This is a genomic window from Bradyrhizobium sp. Mp19, from assembly GCF_029952935.1.
In the GTDB taxonomy this organism is placed as follows: domain Bacteria; phylum Pseudomonadota; class Alphaproteobacteria; order Rhizobiales; family Xanthobacteraceae; genus Bradyrhizobium; species Bradyrhizobium elkanii.
The window spans coordinates 50,184-73,203 of sequence record NZ_JASAUT010000025.1 but is presented as its reverse complement, the minus strand read 5'-3'; the positions used below and the strand labels follow the sequence as shown (position 1 = coordinate 73,203).

Here is a 23,020-nt window from a genome sequence, read left to right as displayed (position 1 = left end):
AGGAGCTGTGATGTCGACCTCCAGTCCGGGCGACATTGGCCTGTCCGGCTGGGGCAACTATCCCAAGGCGTCGTCCGAACTGCTGGCGCCGCAGACGCCCGCAGGCGCGCGGGACCACCTGCTCGCGCGGTCCGGCGTCGTCGCGCGCGGGGCCGGGCGGGCCTACGGCGATGCCGCGATCGGAACGCAATCGACGATTTCGTCGCGTGGCCTGAACCGGATGCGGAGCTTCGATGCCGCAACCGCCCGATTGACGGTCGAAGCCGGCGTGACCATCGCCGACATCCTTGCCGTTTTCGAGCCGCGCGGCTTCTTCCTCAAGGTCGTGCCCGGCACGAAATTCGTGACGATCGGCGGCGCGATCGCGGCCGACGTTCACGGCAAGAACCATCATCGCGATGGCGGCTTCGGCACCATCGTCGATTCGTTCCGCCTCGCGCTACCTGGCGGCGAGATCGTCACCTGCTCGCGATCGGAAAACGCCGCGCTGTTCGCGGCGACGCTGGGAGGCATGGGCCTGACGGGCATGATCCTCGACGCGACGCTGCGGCTGCTGCCGATCGAGACCGCCTGGCTGCGTCAGGACACCCGCGTCGCCGGCAATCTCGACGCGGCGATCGATCAGTTGGAAAGCAGCGCATCGACCACCTATTCGGTGGCCTGGATCGACTGCCTCGCGCGCGGCGCGGCGCTCGGACGGTCGCTGGTCTATCTCGCCGAGCACGCCACGCGCCGCGACAAGGATATGCTGGGGCCCGGCCTCGAGACGTTTCCCAGGCTTCGTACGTCGCTGCTCGCGGTCCCGGAACCGTTTCCGGGATGGCTGCTCAATCGCGCATCGATGCGGGTGTTCAACGAGCTGTACTTCCGCCGCGGCGCCGCGCATCCGGGCAAGCCGCGGCTGGTCCATTGGGACCCGTATTTCTTTCCGCTCGATGCGATCGCCGACTGGAACAGGATCTACGGCCGGCGTGGCTTCGTGCAATATCAATGCGTGATCCCGCTCGACCGCGCGCGCGGCGTTCTCGCCGAAATTCTCGATCGCGTGTCGCGGCGCGGCGATGCGTCGTTTCTCGCGGTGCTCAAGCAGCTTGGCGAAGGCAGCGGGCCGATGTCGTTTCCGCTCCGCGGCTATACGTTGACGATGGACTTTCCGGTCAGCGACGCGCTGTTCGGGTTTCTAGACCAGCTTGATGCACTGGTGGTCGATGCCGGCGGCCGGCTCTATCTCGCCAAGGACGCGCGGCAGTCCCGCGCGACATTCGAATCCGGATATCCTGGCCTTGGGGCCTTGCGGGACATCCGCCAGCAGACCGGGGCGAACACCCGTCTCGTGTCCCATCTTTCAGCACGGCTTGGAATTTGATGACCGGCACAAAATCAATTCTGGTGATTGGCGGCAGCTCGGACATCGGGCATGCGACCGCGCTGCGCTATGCGAGCGAGGGATGGCGCGTGATGCTCGCCGCCCGCGATATCGAGGCGGCACAGCGCAATGCGGACGACATCAAGACGCGAAGCGGTATCGAAACCTCGGTTGTCGCGCTCGATGTCCTGCAGACAGGGCACCTTGCCGGCTTCGTCGCCGGTCTTTCCACACTTCCTGACACCGTCGTATGCGTTGTCGGAGAGCTCGGCGATCAAGGGCGTGCCGAGACCGATCCCGAGCTTGCGACGAAGATCATGCGCACCAATTTCGAGGCGCCCGCGCTGCTGCTCGAACTGTTCGCGCAAGCCTTCGCGACGCGCGGCTCGGGAACCATCGTCGGCGTGAGCTCGGTCGCCGGCGATCGCGGGCGGGCCTCGAACTATTACTACGGCGCGGCCAAGGCCGGCTTCTCGCAGTTCCTGTCCGGCTTGCGCAACCGCCTGGCGCTTGCGGGCAAAGTCCGTGTCGTCACCGTCAAGCCGGGATTCGTGCGGACCAGGATGACGGCGCATATGAAGCTGCCGGCTCCCCTGACGGTGCAGCCGGATCGGGTCGCGGAGGATATCTTCCGGGCCGATGTGACGAGGCCGCGTGACGTGATCTATGTGGCCCGCCGCTTCCGGCTGGTGATGGCGATCATCTGCGCGCTGCCGGAGACGATCTTCAAACGGATGCGCATCTGATGCCTGGCGTCGCCGCCAACCACGCGTCGTTCCCGCGATCCAGCGCGATCCGGCAGAGCGTCCCGCTTGTGACGGCATCGCTGTGGTTCGTGCTGTTCGCGGCGACCCTGACCTTCAGCGTCACGCTCTGCGACGGCCGGCTGATCTTCACCCTCGACGATCCCTACATCCACCTCGCCGTTGCCGATCACATTCGGTCCGGCGGCTATGGCGTCAATGCGTCCGAGGTCTCGTCGCCAAGCTCGTCGATCATCTGGCCCTATCTGCTGGCCGTGACCGAGAGCATCAAGCCGGGCCCTGTGATGGCAACCCAAGCTAGATTGAATAGGTTAAGCAGTCGAAAAATTGCAGGGAGAGGGCGGTTGGTCCCTGTCGCCCGACAGCCGCAGGGATGCATGAAATCGGACGGTGGAGGCTGGAACCGGACGGTATCTCGGTGTCCGGATGCGACTTTCGCTGGACGCTCCGTCGGCGGCAGTGATAACGGCTGACAAGAGCCATCTCACGACGGACCGCATGCCGAAACCGCCGCCTCCTTCCAATCGCGGGCCCAGCCCATCTCCGGTCCTGCAACGCGCCGTGGTCGCATTGCAGATGGGACAGGTCGTCGAAGCCGAGCGGCTGGCGGCAGAGGTCTTGAAGGCAAACCGGACCGATGTCGGCGCGGCCTCGATCCTGGCGCGGGCGCTGATGATCCAGAACCGCAACGAGGAGGCGATCGCGCCGCTCGAGCGAGCCGTGCGCCGCGTCGACGATCCCGGCCTCGAGACCCTGCTCGGCGCAGCGCTCGGCGGCGCCGGTCGCGGCAGCGAGGCGATCGACGTGCTGCGGCGAACCACCGCGCGGCGGCCGCCGTACCTGCCCGCATTTCAGGCGTTGGCAGGGCAATTGCACTCGGGCGGTCGCATCGACGAGGCGGTTGCCGTCATTGAGAGCGCGCTTGCTCTCGCGCCGGGGAGCCTCGAGTTTCAGCTCCTGCTCGCGCAGCTGCTGCCCCAGCGCAATGAGCGCGGCCGGGCGCGCGAGATTCTGGAGAAGCTGCGCAATGCGGCGCCGGGACATCCGGATGTTCTGGCCGCGCTCGCGCGTGTGCTGCTGCTCGATGGCGAATATGCTGCCGCAGCGGATCTCTACCGCCAGGTGATGGCGCAGCGGCCCGACGATCCCTTGATGCGTCTCAGCTTCTCCGCCAGTCTTTTGGAAATGGGCGACCGCGCCGCCGGCGAGGCCAATCTGCGTCTGGCGTTGCGCGGCCGGCCGCAAATGATCGGCCGCACGACCGCCGCGCTGATCATGTCATCGCACGGCCGCTTCTTCTTCCGTCGCAGCGCCTTTGCGGAATTCCTGAGCTAGCGTTTTCGAGCGAAGCGGACACCAGTTCGCGCCAGGAAAGCACGTCAAACTAGAATCCAGAGCTTCGGTTCTGATACAATGAGAACAGAAGCGCTAGGCGGTCCAGCCGCTGGTGCACCGTCGTCCCGGCGAAGGCCGGGACCCATAACCACAAATGCTGCTTGTTCCGCGACGTTGGAACGACGAGTCCCGCTCACAACACCCGCTGCGGCGTATGGGTCCCGGCTTTCGCCGGGACGACAGCCGGGATAAGCCACGGCCTCTGCGTTCAAGCACAAGCGTCTCTGGATACTCGATCATCTGCATGCGCGGGTGATGACACCGAACTGGCTCAGGATCGCGCCACAAACTCAGTGTCGTCCCTGCGAAAGCAGGGACCCATAACCACCAATGGTCATTGTTGAGCGATGCCGGAACGACGAGTCCTGTTCACAACACCCGCCGCGGCGTATGGGTCCCTGCTTTCGCTGGGACGACAGCCAGGATAAGCCGCGGCCACTCGGCTCAAGCACAAGCGTCTCTGGAATACTGGATCACCCACATGCGCGGTGATGACACCGAACCTGCTCGCGATCGCGCCACAAGTTCAGTGTCGTCCCTGCGAAAGCAGGGACCCATAACCACCGATGGTCATTGTTGAGCGATGCCAGAACGACGAGTCCTGTTCACAACACCCGCTGCGGCGTATGGGTCCCTGCTTTCGCAGGGACGACAGCCGGGATAAGCCTCTGCGTTCAAGCACAAGCGTCTCTGGAATACTCGATCATCTGCATGCGCGGGTGATGACACCGAACCTGCTCGCGATCGCGCCACAAGTTCAGTGTCGTCCCTGCGAAAGCAGGGACCCATAACCACCAATGGTCATTGTTGAGCGATGCCAGAACGACGAGTCCCGCTCACAACACCCGCCGCGGCGTATGGGTCCCTGCTTTCGCTGGGACGACAAGTGGGGGGAATCTTCTCCCCACCAACGCCCGTCATCGCCCGCAACGCGGTTTCGCGCGCCCGCTCTACGTCCGGAATTGGCGCCGATAGAGTCCGGACTCGCGGGCCATCCTGTTGGTCAGTTCCTGCGCGCGCGATGTTTCGTCCGGCGTCATCGCCGCGGTCTGCGCGACCCAGTTCTCGCGCTTGACCGGGAAGCATTGCGCAACCGGCGTGCCCTTGGGCAATACGCCGTTGAAACTGGTGTCGTGCCAGCGTGCCGGGAAATGAACCCAGCTGTCGTGAAACAGATCGCAATCGACCATGCCGGTCAGCGTGGTGAACGGCAGGTCGAACCGGTTGACCGGATGCGTGAAGAACAGCGAATAGCCCGGCGGCGCCTCGATGGTCCACAGATTGATGAACTTGATGACGAAGCGGTCGGGCTCGAACAGCGGCGAGCCGACCACCTGGCTTTCGTCGTGGAATCCGACTGGTGAGCGCGGGAATTCGAGCGCGCCGCCGGCCGGAAGGTCGTTGTCCCAGGTGATCGCGCCATTCTCGACCTTGAGATCGCAGACCAGCGGCAACAGGAAACCCGATGTCATCGCATCGACGAATGGCGGGCAGCGCTTGACGGTATCCTCTTCGCGATTGCTCATCGTATTGAAGGCCTGCGTCGGCATCGCCTTGAGCCATCCGGGAAGACCCAATGATGCAGGCACCGGCGGCGGAATCTTGCCCTCGAGCTCCGCCGGGCAGCGGAATTTGATGGTGATCGCTTCGTTGTTGTTGGACACGGCTTTGGCCCTTGGTTCGTTCAGTGTCGGCGGCGCCCTTGCGCCAGTCGATGCTCGTCTAGCACGCGACGACGGGGCGGAGAAAGCAGCCGCATCGGTCGCCAAGCGAGCCACGATATCGAGCTATAAGTTGTTGTTATCATGACGGATAAGGCAAAGCCCTTAATCTCCCGGTTCGGCGCGCCCCAATGCCGCTTTTCCGCGTCTTGCCGCTCACCGGTGTGCAAGACACTGCCGATAGGCATTGGCTTTCGACGCCCGCCCGGCGCATCATCGTCGGCGTCGCTGACGACAAGATCTGCGAGACGTAACGGAGGTACCGATGACCGAATCGAAGGTTGAGACCGCCAACACTGCAGCTGCCGCGTCCGCCTCCGGCGAGAGCGGCGGCCCCAGCGAGCTCGCGGTCGCGACCGTCCGCACCGTGCCGATCGAGCAGGCGCAGTCCCGCACCGAGCACGATCTGCTCGGCGAGGACGACGTGCCGGCCAATGCGCTGTGGGGCATTCACACCAAGCGCGCGGTGATGAACTTTCCGATCACCGGCGTGCCGGTCGGGCACTTCCCGGAATTCGTCCGCGCGCTGGCGCTGGTGAAGCAGGCCGCCGCGCGCGCCAACAAGCGGCTCGGCTACCTTGCACCCGAGAAGGCGGATGCGATCGAAGCCGCCTGCACCCAGATTGCGACCGAAAAGGTCTATGCCGAATCCTTCGTCGTCGACGCGATCCAGGGCGGCGCCGGCACGTCGACCAACATGAACGCCAATGAGGTGATCGCCAACGTCGCGCTGCGGCTGATGGGGCGCAAGCCCGGCGATTATCACGCGCTGCATCCGAACGACGACGTCAACATGGCGCAGTCGACCAACGACGCCTATCCGACCGCGCTGCGGCTCGCGGTGATCTTCGCTACCCAGCCGCTGGTGCGCGCGCTGGACGATCTCGCCTACTCGCTCAAGGGCAAGGCGGTGGAGTTCGCCGACGTGTTGAAGATGGGGCGGACCCAGCTTCAGGATGCGGTGCCGATGACGCTCGGCCAGGAATTCGATGCCTTCCACGTGACCGTGAAGGAGGACGTCGCGCGCCTGAACGAGATTTCCGCGCTGTTCCGCGAGGTCAATCTCGGCGCCACCGCGATCGGTACCGGCATCAATGCCGATCCGCGCTATGCGGCGCTCGCGGTCGAGGAGCTGTCGCGGCTGTCCGGCCAGCCGATGGTGCTGGCCTCCAATCTGATCGAGGCGACGTCCGATCTCGGCGCCTTCGTGCTGTTCTCCGGCGTGCTCAAGCGCGTCGCGGTCAAGCTGTCCAAGATCTGCAACGACCTGCGGCTGTTGTCGTCGGGGCCGCGCACCGGCATCGGCGAAATCCGCCTGCCAGCCGTGCAGGCCGGCTCGTCGATCATGCCCGGCAAGGTCAATCCTGTCATTCCCGAGGTGGTCAATCAGGTGGCCTTCCTGGTGATCGGGCACGACCTTACGGTGACGATGTGCGCCGAGGGTGGCCAATTGCAGCTCAACGCGTTCGAGCCGACCATCGGCTATTGCGTCTTGAGCTCGCTGCGCATGCTGACGGCGGCGGTCGATACGCTGACCAAGCGTTGCGTCGACGGCATCGAGGCCGATCGCGAGCGCTGCCGGAGCCTGGTGCAGGGCTCGATCGGCCTGATCACGGCGCTGGCGCCGTCGCTCGGCTACGAGGCCTCATCGCGCGTGGCGCGCCGTGCGCTCAAGGAGAACCGCTCGGTCGCCGACATCGTGCTGGAGGAAAAGCTTCTGACCGAGGCGCAGCTCAACCAGCTCCTCGAGCTCGAGGCCATGACCCGCCCGGCGCGCCGGCAGCCGGTGCCGAAGAGTTGAGGGCGAGGCGCAGCAATTGCGCTCCCTCCCCCGCAAGCGCAGGGCTATCGCATATCGTGGCGGTGCCCTCGTGGCCATCCTTCGCGACGCCCGCCTTCGGCGGGCTCCTCAGGATGAGGTCTTGTTTTGCGGCACAATAGTAGACCCTCATGGTGAGGAGCGCCGCTTGCGGCGCGTCTCGAACCACGAGGCCAAGCACTTGCGCGGTCGCCAAGGGGCATATGCGATAGCCCTGCCCGCTCGCGGGAGAGGGGGCGCAGCCCGTTCGGGGCCTACAGCGTCTTGATGAACTCGATCAGGGCGCGGCGCTCGTCTTCCTTCAGCTCCGCCCCGATCACGCCGGTGCGCTTCTCGTTGGAGAATTCGTGGCCGGAATTGCTGTTGCCGCGCTTGGTGGTGTCGAGCAGGAAGGCGTTCCTGATCTTGTCCTTCCAGACATAGCCGAGATCCTTCGGATCATACTCCCGGCTGCCGAGATAGAAGGTTGCCGGACGGTCCTTCACCGGCGACAGCAGTGCGTAGATGGTCGGGACCGAGCCGTTGTGCAGATAGGGCGGGGTCGCCCAGATTCCGTTGAGCGGCCGGACCTTGTAGGCGAGCGGCGCCTGGATCTCGTTCGGCCGGTAGCCGTTGATGCGCTTGCGATCTTCCGGCGGGGTCTTGTTCTGGTCGTACCAATAATCGACGGTCTTCTCGACGAGATCGCCCAGCGCCGGACCGAAACTGCCGTCCTTGATGTTCAGATTGGCCGGCGTTTCGACGGTGCGGTGCGCGAGGCCCTCGGCTTGCGCGCTGTCGGTGCCGATATGGCTGATCGGAATCATCTCGACATCGAGCAGCGGCTGGCCGGCCTCGTTCTTGATCCAGCGCTTCTTGTCCTTGAACAGCGCAAAGGCTTCGCTCGCGGGCAGCGCCTTGCTGTCGATCGCCGGGCCGTGGCAGCCCTGGCAACGCGTCTTGTAGAGCTCGCCGCCCTTCTTCGCGAGATCCATGTTGATTGGCGGCAGGATGGTCTCCGGCCATTTCGGCGACGCAAGTCCGCCAAAGCCCTTGTCCTCGCTGGGCGGCTCGCCGGCGATCATCCGCTCCATCTCGTGCAACACGTCGATCCGCGCGCTCGATTTGTAAAGTCCCTTGGATTCGTCGAGCAGGTTGAGCTCGGCGCTGACGCCGAGCGCCTCGCCGGCGTTGCGTACCATCGGCTGCATGATCGAGCCGTCATATTGCACCCAGCTGAACCACGGCGCGTTCCAGATTCGCGGGAAATGCACCGGCGCCGAATGCGAGGCGTAGTTGTTCGGGTTGTTCAGGTCGATCGAGAACACCTGGTTGCCGATCCGGTTCAGCGCGTCGAGCCGCGCATAGCCTTCCTCGACGCTGTTGGCGGCGACCTTGTTCTCCAGCGAATTGATGTTGGCGTATTGCTTCAGCACGAGGTCGAGCTGGCCGCGCAGCGCCATGCGTTCGTCGAGGCTGGCATCCTTGCCGAGGATCTCGTCGGCAAAGCGCGCGAAGCGGCCCGGCCAGAACCGCGTCAGCAGCAGCGAGACGCCGACGCTCTTCTGGAATTCGAACAGATTGGTGTTGGCCGGCCCGCCGTCGATCACGATCTCGGTGCCGCGATAGCTGAAGCTGCCGGTGTGGCAGGCGGCGCAGGTGAGGCCGACGCCGGTCATGTCGGCCTTGCTGTGCGGGTTGCGCCAGGGCGCGCCGTTGGCATCGGCCATCGGGCCGCCCTGCGCGAAGCCGATCGGCAGCGCATCGGGTTTGCCCGGAATCACCGTGTCGGGAATAAAGCCGAAGCGGCCGAGATAATTGGTCTCGCTGAGTCGTGGCGCCGCGGTGAGCAGCGGCCAGACCGTCGGCTGCTCCAGCGCCATGAACCATTCATGGGGAATGCCGAAGGTTCGCGTGCCCTGGTCGGCGTGGTAGAACCAGCGCAGCCGCTCCGCGCTGACATTCTGATCCAGCCACACGGTCTTTGCCGGCGGCTGGTAGTCGACGACCTTGACGCGGAAGCCGCTCGCGACCGTCTCGATATCGTCCTTGAAATAGAGGACGCCGGCGACAATCAACAGTCCGATGACGAATATCGTCTTGCGAGGCATGCCCCGTTCCCCCAATTCGCGGTACCCGCGCCTCATATGGACGAGATGTTAAAGTTCGCCGAAAAACGAGTTCGCGTTAAGCGTGTGATACGGTGTGCGCCATCCTACAGTGGCGGCGCTTGGTCTAACAACGGAAATGTTGCAAAGGAAACGTTGGCTGGCTGTGAGCCAGTTCACTTGCGGCGTGCCGGTTGCGGCGGCATTTGCGCGCATCGAGGCCTGCGACTAGAAGTAACGGAGCAACAATTCTTCGAGATGTCATCTTGAACGCGTCAGCTGCACAACAGCTTTCGATCACTGTCTCGGACGACAGCACGGTGTCCGCGCTGCTGCTGCGGCCGGCGCAGGCCCGTAGCGCCTATGTGTTTGCCCATGGCGCCGGCGCCGGCATGACGCATCCGTCGATGGCCGTGATCGCGGAGGGCCTGGCGGAGCGCGGCATCGCGACATTGCGCTATCAGTTTCCCTACATGGAGAAGGGCAGCAAGCGGCCCGATCCGCCCGCCGTCGCGCAGGCAACGGTGCGCGCCGCGGTGGCGGAAGCCGTGCGTCATTGCGGCGAACTGCCGCTGTTCGCCGGCGGCAAGTCGTTCGGCGGACGCATGACCTCGCAGGCGCAGGCCAGGGCGCCGCTCGCCGGCGTGCGCGGACTGGTGTTCCTCGGCTTTCCGCTGCATCCCGCCGGCAGGGCGTCGAGCGAGCGGGCCAAGCATCTCGCCGAGGTCAAGGTCCCGATGCTGTTCCTGCAGGGCACGCGCGATGCGCTGGCCGAGCTCGATCTGCTCGAGCCCGTGGTGAAGGGATTGGGGGCGCGTGCGACGCTGCATCTGGTGCAGGAGGCCGATCACTCCTTCCATGTCCTCAAGCGCTCCGGCCGCGACGACCACGAGGTGATGGCCGAGGTGCTCGATGCCTTCGCGGGCTGGGCGGCGAAGCATTCGTGAGTCGAAACACATGACCAGGATCCTGATCGTCAATCCCAACACCACCGCGTCGATGACCGCGACCGTCGCGACCGCCGCGCGGGCGGTGGCCGCACCTAGCACCGAGATCGTCGCCGTCACATCTGCGATGGGACCGGCCTCGATCGAAGGCTTCTATGACGAGGCCTTCGCCGTTCCCGGGCTGATCGAGGCGCTGCTGAAGACGCCCGATGCCGATGCCGGCATCATCGCCTGCTTCGACGATACCGGGCTCGATGCCGCGCGGTCGGCGGCGCGCTATCCGGTGGTCGGCATCTGCGAGGCGGCGCTGGTCACCGCCGGGCAGATCGCCAAGCGCATCGGCATCGTCACCACGCTGCCGCGCTCGATCGTCCCGCTGGAGGAACTGGTCCGCCGCTACGGCTTTACCGACCGCGCGGTGGTCACCGCCTGCGATGTCGCGGTGCTCGATCTCGAGAAGCCGGGCTCGGGCGCCAGACCGAGGCTGGAGGCTGAGGTCGCCCGCGCGCTGGATAAGGGTGCGGACGCCATCGTGCTCGGCTGCGCCGGCATGGCCGATCTTGCCCATGAGCTGTCGGTGCAGTTCGGCGCGCCTGTGGTCGACGGCGTGGCCGCCGCGGTGAAGCAGGCGGAGGCGCTTGCCGGCCTCAAGCTCACGACGTCGCGCCGCGGTGCTTACGCGTCGCCCGCGGCCAAAGCCTATTCCGGCCTGCTGGAGAAATTTGCGCCGCCGTCAGGTTGACGCAACCCCGCCATAGATCCGGTCGCGCAGGCGGCGCATGCCGGACAGCCAGCGCTCGCGATTGGTGGCCTTGCGCTGCATGTATTCCTGCACCTGCGGATGGGAGAGAATCAGGAAACGTTCTTCGGCCATCGCCTCGATCACCATGCGCGCGACCTCGCCCGGCTGCAGCACGCCGTCAACGCGCGCGGCACTCGGGCCCGGCGTGGTCATCCCCGTCTGCACCGATTGCGGACAGAGCACGGAGACGCGGATGCCGCGATCGCCATACTGGATGGCGAGGTGTTCGGCGAGCGCGACCGCGGCGTTCTTGGTCACGCCGTATGGCATCGAGTTCAGCGAGGCCAACAGCCCCGCGGCGGATGCAGTGTTGATGAGATAGCCGGAGCCGCGCGCGAGCATGCCGGGCACCAGCGCGCGCGCCGCGAACACGTGGCTCATCACATGCACGCGCCAGCTCACATCCCAGTCGGCATCGGACGCGGTTTCTTGTCCCTTGCGCGACAGCCCGGCATTGGAGAAGAACACGTCGACCGGGCCATATTTGTCCTCGGCCGCGGCGATCAACGCCTTGATGTCCTCCTCGAGCCCGACATCGGCGGTGACCGCCAGACCGTCGATATCGCCGGCGACGCTGGCGAGCCTGTCGCGCGAGGTCTTGAGATCGGCGACCACGACGCCGCGCGCACCGGCGTCCGCATAGGCCCGCGCCACCGCTTCGCCGATCCCGCTCGCGCCGCCGGTGACGACGCAGACCTTGTCCTTGACTTGCATGGTTCGATGTCCCTGCTTGTTATCGTGGTGGGTCGGATTGTCAGCCCTGATACAGGCCCTTGTCACGCGCCTTCTGGATTGCGAGCGCGGCCATCAGGTCGAGCATCGGGGTCGAAATGTCGGCTGCGCGGGCAAATGCCGCCGGTGCGCGCACCAGCACATCGATCTCCATGGCGCGCCCGAGTTCGTAATCCTGCAGGATCGATGGCTTGTGGTCCGGCGCCGGCCCGCTGCGGGTGACGCGCTTGACGGCGGGGATATAGCGTGTCGCCACCGCATTGGCTTCGTCGAGCAGGCGCGGGATCACGTCCTGCATGTCAGGATCGTCGCGGACGCCGCGCGCGGTCAGCCCGGTCAACAGGCAGAGCACCGACATCGACATGTTGGTCAATAGCTTCGACCAGATCGTCTCGCGGATCTCCTTGACCTCGGGCGATTCGATCGCGGCGTCGCTGAGCGCCGCGCGCAGGCGGGCGATGCGCTCGCTCTGCCGATCGTCGCATTCACCGATCAGGAGGCGGTTGCGGTCCGGCGACAGGTTCGCGACGACGCCGGGCGCGACCACCTCGTTGGAGGAGAAAATCACGCCGCCGATGATCCGCTCGTTCTGGATGACGCTGCGCAAATGCCCGCCGGGATCGAGGAAGCCGAGGTCGGGGATGGCGGGATGCTGCGGCGGCAGGCCGAGATCGTACCACCAGGGAATGCCGTTCTGCGCGAACACGATTGACGTGTCGCGCTGAAGCAGCGGCGGGAGCCCGGTTGCGAGCGCGCCGATGCCGGTCGCCTTCAGTGTGCTGATGACGATGTCTTGCGGCCCCAGATCGGCAGGGTCGGCTGAGGCCTTCACCTTCGCGGTGACGCTGCTATCGCCGACCTTCAGCGTCAGTCCATTGGCCCTGACCGCGTCGAGATGCGGCCCGCGCATCACGCAGGACACATCGTGACCGGCGCGCGCGAGCCGGACCGCGAAGTGGCTGCCGACGGCGCCCGCGCCGAAAATGCAAATACGCATGAGTGGAACAATTCTCCGCAGCGTGTCCCGTCAGTTTCCACAAGCGCGGGGCATCGCGCAACCCGTCATGCGCGTGGCGCGGTCGCGCGCGCTCGAAAGTGATGGATCAGGGCATCTGCACTCGCCATAGTGCAAGGCTGGTACAAGACAACAGCAATGCCGAACGAGGGAGCAACGTCATGTCGGCCAGCCCAGTCCTGTGGAGCCTCGATGCGCGCGGGGTCGCGACCGTCACGCTGAATCGTCCCGAGGTCAACAATGCCTATGACGGCGCGCTGATCGCAGGCGTGCTGGCCGCGATCGACGATCTCTCGACCAAACCGGTGCGCGTCGTCGTGCTGAAGGGCAACGGCAAGCATTTCCAGGCCGGCGCCGACCTGAAATGGATCAACGGCGTACGGCCGAAATCGTTCGAGGAGAACGAGGCGGCATCGCGCGCCACCTTCGAGGCGGTGCAGCGCCTCAACACGCTGCCGGTCCCGACCGTGGCGCTGGTGCAGGGCGGCTGCTTCGGCGGCGGCACCGGCGTGATCTCGGCCTGCGATATCGTGATCGCGGCCGACAATGCGCTGTTCTCGATCACCGAGGTGCGCTGGGGCCTGACCGCGGCGATCATCATCCCGCAGCTCTGCGACGCGATCGGCGTCCGCCAGGTGCGCCGCTATGCGCTGACCGGCGAACGGTTCGGCGCCGAGGATGCCTGCCGCATCGGCCTCGTCCATGAGGTGGTGCCATCAGCCGATCTCGACAGTGCCGGCGCCAAGGTCGTCGAGCAGCTGCTCGGCAATGCGCCGGATGCGATGGCCGAGACAAAGAAGCTCGCGATGGAAAGCTCGTTCGGCGGCATGGCGGTGGACGATGGGGCCTACAAGCGCCTCGTTCATCTGCATTCGGCCAAGCGGCAGACCGCGGAAGCTGCTGAAGGGCTTGCCTCCTTCGCCGAGAAGCGCGCGGGCCGCTGGGGCGGCGGCGCGTAAGCTCAGCAGCCGCGGCAGATGCCGCGCATGCTGCGATAGACCTCGTCGTCGTCGCGGCGCATCTGCTGCAGCTGATCGAATGTCTTCGATTCGCTCGACCGCGTCACCGGCGGCTCGGGCTTGCGCTTCGCCGCAAGGTCCTGCTCTTGGCGATGGTAGCAGGCCTCGCGCTCCGCCTTGGCCTCGATGAAGCGGCAGGTCTCGATCGCCGCCGCGGGCGTCGCAACGATGACGAGACCAAACGACATTGAGATCAGGAGTTTCAAGCGGGCGATCCTTTCGCGTCTTTGTCTCAGCTCGGTATGCCAACGGCAAGGCGGGCGTCGCATCACAGCGGCTGCGACAGCGATCTTTTCAATGTCTTCAGCAGCGCCTGCACCGCGGCGGCATCGATGCGGCGTTCGGGAACGGCGGCCTTGACCCACAATTCGGGGATCGGAAAGTCGGTGAGTACCGGTTGCAACGCGCCGTCGCGCAGCGCGTCCGCGACCAGATAATGCGAGAGCAGCGCAATGCCGTTGCCGGCGATCGCGCTTTGCGCCAGCACGCGGCCTTCGTTCGAAGAGAGAATCGGGCGGACCTGGATATTGATGCGGCCGCGCGGTCCCTCGAATGGCCATTCCGGTCCGGTCGGCAGAAAGCTGAGGCAGCGATGATCGACCAGGTCGCGCGGATGCTTCGGCATGCCGTGCTTCTTCAGATAGGCCGGCGAGGCGCACACGAGGCGCGGCAGCCGGCACAAAGGTTCATCGACGACGCCGCCAAAGGAATGCGGGAAGGCGCCGATCGCGAGGTCGAAACCCTCGGTCACCGGATCGACCGGGCGATCGATCATCACGATCTCGAGCTTCACGCTTCCGTTCTGCTTCTGGAAGATCGTGAAGGCATCGGCGAGCCGCGCAACCGTCAGCGAGGTCGGCGCCTTGACGCGCAGATGATCGGAGAGGTCGCGCTGCTTCTCGCCCATCCGCGACAAGAGATCGCCGACATCGGCAACCACGCCACGGGCGCGATGCACGTATTGCTGCCCGGCCTCGGTCAGCCGCAACTGGCGGGTCGAGCGATGGAACAGTGCGGTGCCGATCCGCTCCTCGAGCTGGGTGACGCGCTTGGCGACGACGGATGTCGCGATATTGAGCTTGCGCGCCGCGGCGGAAAAGCCGCCGGCATCGGCGGTGGCGAGAAAGGCTTCGAGATTGACCAGCGTATCCATCTGCCTCGGGCCTTTCTCGATTCGCGAAAGCTGATTACATAATTTGGTGGATTGTACTGCAATCTGCATCAATTCATAGTTGGCCCAATCAACTTTGTTCAGGGCGGAAATGATGCGAGCGAGCACGATCGAAGAACCTGCGCGGCAGGTCCCGGTCTATGGCGAATATGACGTGGTGGTGCTTGGCGGCGGACCGGCCGGCATCGCGGCAGCGGTCGGCGCGGCGCGTGCCGGACGGCGGACCTTGCTGATCGAGCGTTACGGATTTCTCGGCGGCATGGGCACCGCGGCCGGCGTGACCAATTTCTGCGGACTGCACGCCAACATCTTCGGCGAGATGCACCGCGTGGTGCAGGGCATCGCCTCCGACCTGCTGGCGCGGATCGACCGGCTCGGCGGGCTGAACGCGCCGCATCTGATCCTCGGCAAGATTTTTGCGCAGGCTTACGACACCGCGGCCTACAAGATCGCGGCCGACGATCTGCTGGCGCATCACAAGGTCGACATTCTGTTCCACGCGCTCGGCGCCGGCGTCGTCATGGATGGTTCGCACATCCGTGCGCTGATGGTCGAAACGAAGGCCGGCCGGCAGGCGGTGCGCGCCAGCATCTTCATCGATTGCTCCGGTGACGGCGACCTCGCAGTGTGGGCGGGTGCGCCCCATGAGGTCGGCGACAACCAGGGCGGCATGCTCTACCCCTCGATGATGTTCCGCCTCAACGGCATCGATCCGGCGAAGGCCGGCGATGCATGGCGCACCATCCCGGAGCGGATGGCGCAGGCCGAGGCCGCCGGCACCCACACATTCCCGCGCAAATCCGCGATCGTGCGGCCGCAGAAATCGCAGATCGAATGGCGGGTGAATTTCACCCAGGTGACGCGCAGCGACGGCGGCGCCATTTCCGGCATCGATCCCGATGACATGACGCGCGGCGAGATCGAGGGGCGCCGCCAGGCGGTCGAAGCGTTCAAGTTCCTGCGCACGGTGCCCGGCTTCGAGAATTCCTACATCGTCGATCTGCCGCCGCAGCTCGGCATCCGCGAGACGCGGCGCGTGATCGGCGGCTACATGCTGTCCGGCGAGGACGTGCTGGGCTGCGCCTCGTTCGAGGATTCGATTGGCGTCAATGGCTGGCCGAAGGAATCCCATGTGCCGGGCGATGTGATCTTCGAGTTTCCGCCGATCCCGGAGAGCCGCGGCTATAACGAGTTGCCGTACCGCATGCTGGTACCGGAAGGCGTCGACAATCTCCTGGTCGCCGGCCGCTGCGCGTCGATGACCCATGAAGGGCAATCGGCGGCGCGGGTCTCCGGTGCCTGCTTTGTGATGGGTGAGGCGGCGGGAACCGCGGCCGCGCTCGCGCTGTCGGGCAATACGATTCCGCGCGACATTTCCGTCGAAAAGTTGCAACAACAGCTCGGCACACAGGGCGCGTTCATCGGCCGCGATCAGGCTGTGCCTGAAGGATTATGAGTGGAGACGGCAATGAGAGGTTGGGCGCGGCTCGCACTCGCGGGTCTCCTGGTGTGGGTCGCGAGCGGTCTCGCGCGGGCCGATGATCTCCTGAAGGCGAAGATCGGCGTGTTGCGGCTGTCGTCCTCGGCGCCGGTGTTCATCGCGCAGGACAAGGGCTATTTCCGCGACGCCGGGCTCGACGTCGAGCTGAAGTTCTTCGACGCGGCGCAGCCGATCGCGGTTGCGACCGCGTCGGGCGATGTCGATTTCGGCATCACCGCCGTCACCGCCGGCCTCTACAATCTGGCCGGCAAGGGCACGCTGAAGGTGATCGGCGGCATGAGCCGCGAGAAGGCCGGCTATCCCCTGATCGGCTACTTCGCCAGCAACAACGCCTATGCCGCCGGACTGAAGACGCCGAAGGATCTGGCGGGCAAGCGCGTCGCGGTGACCCAGGTCGGCTCCAGCTTCCATTATTCGCTCGGCCTGCTCGCCGACAAATACGGCTTCAGGCTGTCCGACGTGAAGGTGGTGCCGCTGCAGTCGCTGTCGAACGCGGCCGCGGCGCTGAAGGGCGAAACCGTCGACGCCGCGCTGCTGCCGGTCTCGACCGCGCGGACGCTGATGGATTCCAACGGCGCGAAATTGCTCGGCTGGGTTGGCGACGAGACGCCGTGGCAGTTAGGGGCCATCTTCGCGTCGCCGAAGGCGCTGACCAACGCACCGCTGGTAACCAGGCTGCTCACCGCGCTCACCCGTGCCGACCACGAATATCACGACGTGATCCTGACTGCGATCAAGGACGGCGTGGCGCCGATCAACGACAAGACCAAGCCGCTGCTCGAGATCATCGCCAAATACACCAACCTGCCGGTCGCGCAGGTGGTCGGCAATTGCGCCTATATCGATCCCGACGGCAAGCTCGACGTGAAGAACCTCGACAACCAGATCAAATGGCTGCAGGGGCAGGGCTTTGTGGATAAGGGCTTTGACGCGAATGCGATCATCGCCAAGGATTATGTGAAGGCGGATTGATGATGAGCCGCGCGCACCACTCTGACCCCGTCACCCTGAGGAGCGCGCCCTTGCGCGCGTCTCGAAGGGTCGACGGCCGAGCTGCTACATCCGGGCCGTCGACCCTTCGAGACGCCGCTGCGCGGCTCCTCCAGCGACAAAGGCAAAGCCTTTGCGCGGGGGTGACGGGTCTGGCAGTGAGTTCATGACGCCATGGACCTGATCGCCGACCATATCAGCCATCGCTTCGGCGCGCTCGACGTGCTCGACGACGTCTCCTTCACGGTTCGCGCCGGCGAGATCGTCGCGATCGTTGGTCCGTCCGGCTGCGGCAAGAGCACGCTGCTTTCCATTCTTGGCGGCTTGCTGCGGCCAGCTGCAGGCGCCGCCGAGCTGCGCGGCGCGGCGCCGGCTGATAGCCTCAATCCGCTGACCTTCGTGTTCCAGGACTTTGCCCTGCTGCCGTGGAACACGGTCGAGGAGAACGTCGCGTTTCCGTTGTTGCACACGCCGCTCGGTGCCGGCGAGCGCCGCGCCGTGGTCGACGATGCGCTGCGTCGCACCGGGCTGTCGGATTTTCGCGCCGCCTATCCGAAGCAGCTGTCCGGCGGCATGCGCCAGCGCGTCGGCATTGCGCGGGCACTCGCGGTTCGCCCCGCGATCCTGCTGATGGACGAGCCGCTGTCGGCGCTGGATTCGCAGACCCGCGAGCTCCTGATGGAGGATTTCGTGCGTCTGCTCGCCGACGGCGCGATGGGCGCGGTCTATGTCACGCATAATCTCGAGGAAGCGGTGCGGCTCGCCGATCGCGTCGTGGTGCTGTCGCGCCGCCCTGGCCGCATCCGGGAAATCGTGACCATCCCGATGACGCGCGCCGAGCGCGGCACGACGGACGCACGCGGGCCGATGGCCGCGCTGCAGGGTGAGCTGTGGTCGCTGATCCGGAAGGAGGCGATCGATGCCGAACGCGAGGTCCAGCATGCTTGACCGCGCGCCGCGGGAAACGAAAGACCAATCGGCGGAGGCGACGCGCCCGGTCGCGTTTCGCGGCGCCGGCTTCACGCCTGGCGGCAGCCGACATGCCGGCTGGATCGCGCTCGCGCTGGTGATCGCGGTCTGGCAGCTCGCCGGCAGCGCAGGGTGGGTCAATCCGCTGTTCCTGCCGGCGCCGTCGGCGATCGCGGTTGCGATCACCGAGCTCGCGATGTCGGGCGCGCTGTGGCAGCACCTGTCGTGGTCGATCATGCGGATCGGCACCGGCTGGCTCATCGGCACGGCCGCCGGCGTCGTGGTCGGCTTTGCGATCGGGCTGTCGACCATGGCGCGCGGCGTCGGCATCACCTTCATCTCGGCGCTGTTTCCGATTCCGAAGATCGCGCTGCTGCCGCTCCTGATCCTCTGGCTCGGGATCGGCGAGGAGCCGAAGATCGCGACCATTGCGCTTGGCGTGTTCTTCTCGACCGCGATCTCGGTCTATAGCGGCGTCGATGCGGTGCCGCGCAATCTGATCCGAATGGCGCAAAGCTTCAACGTGCCGTTCCACGCCATCGTGCGCCGCGTGATCTGGCCCGGCGCGCTGCCCTCGATCCTCGCCGGCTTCCGCATCACCACGTCGGTGGCGCTGCTGCTCGTGGTCAGCGCCGAGATGATCGGCGCGCAATACGGCATCGGCGCCTTCGTGCTGCAGGCCGGCAATCTGATGCAGACCGATCAGCTGCTCGCCGGCGTCGTGATCCTGTCGCTGTTCGGGCTCGTGGTGGGGAAGCTGATCAATTTGCTCGAGACGCGCCTGCTGCACTGGCGGTGAGGCGCGCTGCCCGCCACATCCAAGGTGTCGTCCCGGCGAAAGCCGGGACCCATAACCACGGGGCGTGGTTGTTAGAAAAAGGCTGGGGCCCCAACGCGTTCAACCAATCGAGATTGGTGGTAATGGGTCCCGGCCTTCGCCGGGACGACGTGGGGTGGGCGCTGCGTGCCTTGCGCAGACGATCGTTACGCGTTGCCCCTGTCCTCGCGGAACAGGTCGAGCTTCTGCTGCACCGGGCGGTCGGAGAACGAGAACAGCACGGAGTCGGCATCGGCCTCGTGGGTGACCCAGTGCCAGCTGGGCACCACGAACAAATCGCGCGGTCCCCACTCGAAGGTCTGGTCGCCGACCCTTGTGCGGCCTTTGCCCTCGATCGCGGCGAACACGGTCGCATCGGTTGCGCGATAGCGTGCGGTCTTGAAACCCTTCGGCAGCAGCTGGATGAAGGTGCCGATGGTCGGCATCGCAAAATCGCCGGTCTCGGGATTGGAGAACTTCAGCTTCAGGCCGTGGCAGGCATCCCACTCGTCGCTAACCTTGGCCTTCTCCAGCGCCTCGCGGGTGTATTCATAGGGATAGTTGAAGATCGGCGAGGTCTTCGACGTCCGCTTCTGGTCGATCGGCAGCAGATTGTGTCCGTAGCGCGCGAAGCTCGCGCCGGCCGGCTTGGAGATCGACTGCTGGTCCTCCTTGGCGCCTTCGGCAAACGAGCAGTCGAAGAACTGCACCATCGGGATGTCGAGCCCGTCGAGCCAGAACATCGGCTCATTGGTTTCGTTGGAATGGTCGTGCCAGGTCATCGACGGGGTGATGACGAAATCGCCCGGCGACATCGCGGTGCGCTCGCCGTCGACGGCGGTGAACGCGCCCTTGCCCTCGAGCACGAAGCGCAGCGCCGATTGGGCATGGCGATGGGCGGGGGCGATGTCGCCCGGCACCACCATCTGCACGCCCGCGAACAGCGATGTCGTGATCTTGGACTGGCCGCGCAGGCCGGGATTTTCCAGCACCAGCACGCGGCGCTCGGCCTCCTTGGCCGTGATCAGCTTGCCGGCCTCGTTCATGTAGTCGCGGATCTGGTCGAACTTCCATAAGTGCGGACGGCAGGCGCTCCTCGGCTCAGGCGTGATCAGATCGTTCATCACGTTCCACAGCGCCGAGAGGTTCTGGCCGTCGATCTTCTTGTAGAACGCCTCGCGCTCAGGGGTCTTCTGCACGGCTTCCATGGCAAGCCTCCCATCATTCTTGTTGGTGCAATTTAATTGACAGTATACTGACAATATGGCTAGCGTCAATCAAGCCAAAGCGTTTTCGAGCGAAGTGGATACCGGTTCGCGTGAAGAAAACGCGTCAAAGCAGAACAATGCAAGGGAGGTTCCGATGAAGCTGCATGGCTATTTCCGGAGCAGCGCGTCCTACCGGGTCCGGATCGCCCTCAATCTGAAGGGGCTCACGTCGGAGCATCTGCCGCATCATTTGCGCAAGGGCGAGCAGTGCGCGCCGGCCTATCTCGCGATCAATCCGCAGGGGCTGGTGCCGACCCTGGAAAGCGATGCTGGCGCGATCCTCACCCAGTCGCTCGCGATCATCGAATGGCTCGACGAGACCAATCCCAACCCGCCGCTGCTGCCGAACGATCCGCTGCGGCGCGCCAAGGTGCGGGCGTTTGCGCAGGCGATCGCCTGCGACACCCATCCGGTGCAGAATTTGAAGGTGCTGGCGCGGCTGCGTCAGCTCGGCCTGCCCGAAGCGCAGGTGACGGAATGGGCGGCCTGGGCCAATCGCGAGGGACTGTCGGCCTGCGAGACCCTCATTGCGGCGGAGTCCGGGCCGTTCTGCTTTGGCAACCAGCCGACGCTGGCCGATCTCTGCCTGGTGCCGCAGCTCGCCAATGCGCGGCGCTTCGGCGTCGACGTCTCGGCCTATCCGCGCCTGCTCAAGGCCGAGGCCGCGGCCAAACAGGTCAAGGCGTTTGCCGACGCCGCCCCGGACAAGCAGCCCGATGCCGAATAACAAGCCAACGCCCGTCACGATGGACGCGGTCTACACCGCGCCCGGCTATCTGTTCCGGCGGATGCAGCAGATCGCGGTCGCGCTGTTCATCGAGGAGTGCAAGGCGTTCGACCTGACGCCGGTGCAATATGCCGCGCTGGTCACGATCTCGACCCATCCCGGCATCGACGCCACAAGGCTCTCGGCGGTGATCGCGTTCGACCGCTCCACGCTCGGCAACGTGATCGAGCGGCTGCAGGCCAAGGAGTTCATCGTGCGCAAGCCGGCGCCCGAGGACAAGCGGGTCAAGCTGCTCCATCTTACCAAGGCCGGCGCGGCGGTGCTGAGCGATATCATGCCCTCGGTCGACAAGGCACAGGCGCGGATGCTGCAGCCGTTGAAGCCGGCCGACCGCAAGACGTTGCTGGCGCTGTTGACCCAGCTCGTCGACCTCAACAACGAGGCGTCGCGGGTGCCGCTGCGCGCCGAGGACGCGCTCGAACATCTCGGGAGGTCGGGCTGATGGCGGAGACGAGACCTGTCCTGATCGCGGGCGGCGGCATCGGCGGCCTCGCCGTGGCGCTCGGCCTCGCGCAGAAGGGCATCCGCTCCATCTTGCTGGAGAAGGCTGCCGCGCTCGGTGAGATCGGCGCCGGCATCCAGCTCGGCCCGAACGCGTTCCACGCCTTCGACTATCTCGGCGTCGGCGAGGCCGCGCGCAACATGGCCGTCTATATCGATCAGCTCCGGCTGATGGATGCGCTGACCGCCGACGAGATCACCCATATCGATCTCGGCGATGCGTTTCGCGCGCGGTTCGGCAATCCCTATGCCGTCGTGCACCGCGGCGATCTGCACGGCGTGTTCCTGCGCGCGTGCCAAAGCCACGAACTGATCGAGCTACGCGTGTCCAGCGAGGTGATCGGCTACGAGCAGGATGGCTCGTCCGTGACGGCAAAGCTCGCGGGTGGCGAGCGGATCAGCGGCCGTCTTCTGATCGGCGCCGATGGCTTGTGGTCGAACATCCGCAAGCAGGTCACGGCGGACGGTCCGCCGCGCGTCTCCGGCCACACGACCTATCGCGCGGTGATTCCGACCGAGCGGATGCCGGAGGATCTGCGCTGGAACGCGGCCACGCTGTGGGCCGGCCCGAAATGCCACATCGTGCATTACCCGCTGTCGGGCTGGAAGGTGTTCAACCTCGTCGTCACCTATCACAACAATGCGCCGGAGCCGGTCGCGGGCAAGCCGGTCTCCGAAGCCGAGGTGATGAAGGGTTTTACCCATGTCCACGAGCGGGCGCAGAACATCATCCGCCACGGCACCAACTGGAAGCTTTGGGTGCTGTGCGACCGCGATCCGAACGGGCAATGGATCGACGGCCGCGTGGTGCTGCTCGGCGACGCCGCGCATCCGATGCTGCAATATTTCGCGCAGGGCGCCTGCCAGGCGATGGAGGACGCGGTCTGCCTGTCGCACATGCTGGCCAGTTACGATGACCAGACAGCGGCGCTCGAAGCCTACAGCGCGCAACGCTTCCCGCGCACCGCGCGCGTGCAACTGATGTCACGCGCGATCGGCGAACACGTCTACCATCCCGCAGGTGAGCACGCCCGCATCCGCAACGCGATCATGAGCGCGAAGTCGCAGGCCGAGTGGTGTGACGATATCGCGTGGCTGTATGGCGGCACCGGGCTAAAGGCGTAACTGCCCGGCAGTCGATACACGCGGCTGCTCGCCGCATTCTCCCTCGTCGTCCCGGACAAGCGAAGCGCGATCCGGGACCCATAACCACCGAAGGCTGTTATTATGGCAGGCTGGGGCCCCAGCCTTCGCGCCACACACATTTGTGGTTATGGGTCCCGGCCTTCGCCGGGACGACATCGAATGTGTGGCTGGATGGCGGGCAGCTAATGCTCGTCGTCCCGGAC

General features: G+C 65.5%; 22 protein-coding genes. 15 read left to right on the top strand and 7 right to left on the bottom strand.

From position 1 onward, the window contains the following. Positions 1–10 precede the first annotated feature (10 nt). The 4 genes from QJT82_RS25360 (at position 11) to QJT82_RS25345 (ending at position 3,465) form a co-directional block, all read left to right on the top strand. Positions 11–1,366, top strand: a complete 1,356-nt coding sequence (locus tag QJT82_RS25360; RefSeq protein WP_035631916.1) for an FAD-binding oxidoreductase — start codon at positions 11–13, stop codon at positions 1,364–1,366. Then, positions 1,366–2,112, top strand: a complete 747-nt coding sequence (locus QJT82_RS25355) for an SDR family oxidoreductase (RefSeq protein ID WP_028341843.1) — start codon at positions 1,366–1,368, stop codon at positions 2,110–2,112. Before QJT82_RS25360 ends, QJT82_RS25355 begins: the two co-directional genes overlap by 1 nt. Continuing rightward, a complete protein-coding gene (locus QJT82_RS25350) occupies positions 2,112–2,603 on the top strand; it encodes a hypothetical protein (RefSeq protein WP_028341842.1) in 492 nt (163 codons plus the stop codon). Before QJT82_RS25355 ends, QJT82_RS25350 begins: the two co-directional genes overlap by 1 nt. An 88-nt stretch (positions 2,604–2,691) precedes the next feature. After that, positions 2,692–3,465 (top strand): tetratricopeptide repeat protein, encoded by a 774-nt coding sequence (locus QJT82_RS25345; protein ID WP_264641738.1) that lies wholly within the window; start codon positions 2,692–2,694, stop codon positions 3,463–3,465. A 1,010-nt stretch (positions 3,466–4,475) separates the two neighbouring features. Here the strand turns inward: QJT82_RS25345 and QJT82_RS25340 are convergent. Next, positions 4,476–5,189, bottom strand: coding sequence for a hypothetical protein (locus tag QJT82_RS25340; protein ID WP_028341840.1), 714 nt, complete (start codon positions 5,187–5,189; stop codon positions 4,476–4,478). Positions 5,190–5,511: 322 nt separating this feature from the next. Between QJT82_RS25340 and QJT82_RS25335 the strand changes: the two genes are divergently transcribed. Then, positions 5,512–7,047 (top strand): aspartate ammonia-lyase, encoded by a 1,536-nt coding sequence (locus tag QJT82_RS25335; RefSeq protein ID WP_080686802.1) that lies wholly within the window; start codon positions 5,512–5,514, stop codon positions 7,045–7,047. A 272-nt stretch (positions 7,048–7,319) separates the two neighbouring features. Here the strand turns inward: QJT82_RS25335 and QJT82_RS25330 are convergent, their stop codons facing one another. Then, positions 7,320–9,155: a di-heme-cytochrome C peroxidase gene (locus QJT82_RS25330; RefSeq protein ID WP_028341838.1), complete on the bottom strand. Its 1,836-nt coding sequence runs from the start codon at positions 9,153–9,155 to the stop codon at positions 7,320–7,322. A 263-nt stretch (positions 9,156–9,418) separates the two neighbouring features. On the opposite strand from QJT82_RS25330, the gene QJT82_RS25325 reads away from it, so the two are divergent. Together QJT82_RS25325 and QJT82_RS25320 are read left to right on the top strand one after the other, a co-directional pair. Beyond that, positions 9,419–10,099, top strand: coding sequence for an alpha/beta family hydrolase (locus QJT82_RS25325; protein WP_028341837.1), 681 nt, complete (start codon positions 9,419–9,421; stop codon positions 10,097–10,099). 10 nt (positions 10,100–10,109) lie between these two features. Continuing rightward, complete coding sequence (locus tag QJT82_RS25320) at positions 10,110–10,841, top strand: aspartate/glutamate racemase family protein (RefSeq protein ID WP_028341836.1); 732 nt, start codon at positions 10,110–10,112, stop codon at positions 10,839–10,841. Here QJT82_RS25320 and QJT82_RS25315 read toward each other — a convergent pair. Together QJT82_RS25315 and QJT82_RS25310 are read right to left on the bottom strand one after the other, a co-directional pair. Continuing rightward, entirely contained in the window at positions 10,833–11,615 is a 783-nt protein-coding gene (locus QJT82_RS25315) for an SDR family oxidoreductase (protein WP_028341835.1), read from the bottom strand. The two genes, QJT82_RS25320 and QJT82_RS25315, sit on opposite strands and share 9 nt — an antisense overlap. A gap of 40 nt (positions 11,616–11,655) precedes the next feature. After that, on the bottom strand, positions 11,656–12,630 hold the full coding sequence (locus tag QJT82_RS25310; RefSeq protein WP_028341834.1) for a ketopantoate reductase family protein: 975 nt from the start codon (positions 12,628–12,630) through the stop codon (positions 11,656–11,658). Between the two features lie 179 nt (positions 12,631–12,809). On the opposite strand from QJT82_RS25310, the gene QJT82_RS25305 reads away from it, so the two are divergent. Then, on the top strand, positions 12,810–13,607 hold the full coding sequence (locus QJT82_RS25305) for an enoyl-CoA hydratase-related protein (protein WP_028341833.1): 798 nt from the start codon (positions 12,810–12,812) through the stop codon (positions 13,605–13,607). Positions 13,608–13,609: 2 nt separating this feature from the next. Here QJT82_RS25305 and QJT82_RS25300 read toward each other — a convergent pair whose 3' ends face one another. Together QJT82_RS25300 and QJT82_RS25295 are read right to left on the bottom strand one after the other, a co-directional pair. Continuing rightward, positions 13,610–13,873 carry a type VI secretion protein gene (locus QJT82_RS25300; RefSeq protein ID WP_245288774.1) on the bottom strand — a complete coding sequence of 88 codons (264 nt, stop codon included), beginning with the start codon at positions 13,871–13,873 and terminating at the stop codon, positions 13,610–13,612. Between the two features lie 62 nt (positions 13,874–13,935). After that, on the bottom strand, positions 13,936–14,820 hold the full coding sequence (locus tag QJT82_RS25295; protein WP_028341831.1) for a LysR family transcriptional regulator: 885 nt from the start codon (positions 14,818–14,820) through the stop codon (positions 13,936–13,938). A gap of 112 nt (positions 14,821–14,932) precedes the next feature. Between QJT82_RS25295 and QJT82_RS25290 the strand changes: the two genes are divergently transcribed. From QJT82_RS25290 to QJT82_RS25275, 4 genes are all read left to right on the top strand, one after another. Beyond that, positions 14,933–16,294, top strand: a complete 1,362-nt coding sequence (locus QJT82_RS25290) for an FAD-dependent oxidoreductase (protein WP_028341830.1) — start codon at positions 14,933–14,935, stop codon at positions 16,292–16,294. 12 nt (positions 16,295–16,306) lie between these two features. Continuing rightward, positions 16,307–17,311, top strand: coding sequence for an ABC transporter substrate-binding protein (locus tag QJT82_RS25285; protein ID WP_028341829.1), 1,005 nt, complete (start codon positions 16,307–16,309; stop codon positions 17,309–17,311). Between the two features lie 192 nt (positions 17,312–17,503). Further along, a complete protein-coding gene (locus QJT82_RS25280) occupies positions 17,504–18,277 on the top strand; it encodes an ABC transporter ATP-binding protein (protein WP_028341828.1) in 774 nt (257 codons plus the stop codon). Further along, the gene (locus QJT82_RS25275; RefSeq protein WP_028341827.1) at positions 18,270–19,097 is read left to right on the top strand and encodes an ABC transporter permease; all 828 of its coding nucleotides are present in this window, start codon (positions 18,270–18,272) and stop codon (positions 19,095–19,097) included. The genes QJT82_RS25280 and QJT82_RS25275 overlap by 8 nt, the downstream gene beginning before the upstream one ends. A gap of 185 nt (positions 19,098–19,282) precedes the next feature. On the opposite strand, the gene gtdA is transcribed toward QJT82_RS25275, so the two are convergent. Then, the gene (gene gtdA / locus QJT82_RS25270; protein WP_028341826.1) at positions 19,283–20,323 is read right to left on the bottom strand and encodes a gentisate 1,2-dioxygenase; all 1,041 of its coding nucleotides are present in this window, start codon (positions 20,321–20,323) and stop codon (positions 19,283–19,285) included. 154 nt (positions 20,324–20,477) lie between these two features. On the opposite strand from gtdA, the gene maiA reads away from it, so the two are divergent. Genes maiA through QJT82_RS25255 form a run of 3 tightly spaced genes read left to right on the top strand, consistent with a single transcriptional unit; the run spans position 20,478 to position 22,796 of the window. Beyond that, on the top strand, positions 20,478–21,110 hold the full coding sequence (maiA, locus tag QJT82_RS25265; RefSeq protein ID WP_028341825.1) for a maleylacetoacetate isomerase: 633 nt from the start codon (positions 20,478–20,480) through the stop codon (positions 21,108–21,110). Further along, a complete protein-coding gene (locus QJT82_RS25260; protein ID WP_028341824.1) occupies positions 21,100–21,612 on the top strand; it encodes a MarR family transcriptional regulator in 513 nt (170 codons plus the stop codon). The genes maiA and QJT82_RS25260 overlap by 11 nt, the downstream gene beginning before the upstream one ends. After that, positions 21,612–22,796, top strand: coding sequence for a 3-hydroxybenzoate 6-monooxygenase (locus tag QJT82_RS25255; protein ID WP_028341823.1), 1,185 nt, complete (start codon positions 21,612–21,614; stop codon positions 22,794–22,796). The genes QJT82_RS25260 and QJT82_RS25255 overlap by 1 nt, the downstream gene beginning before the upstream one ends. Positions 22,797–23,020: the final 224 nt, after the last annotated feature.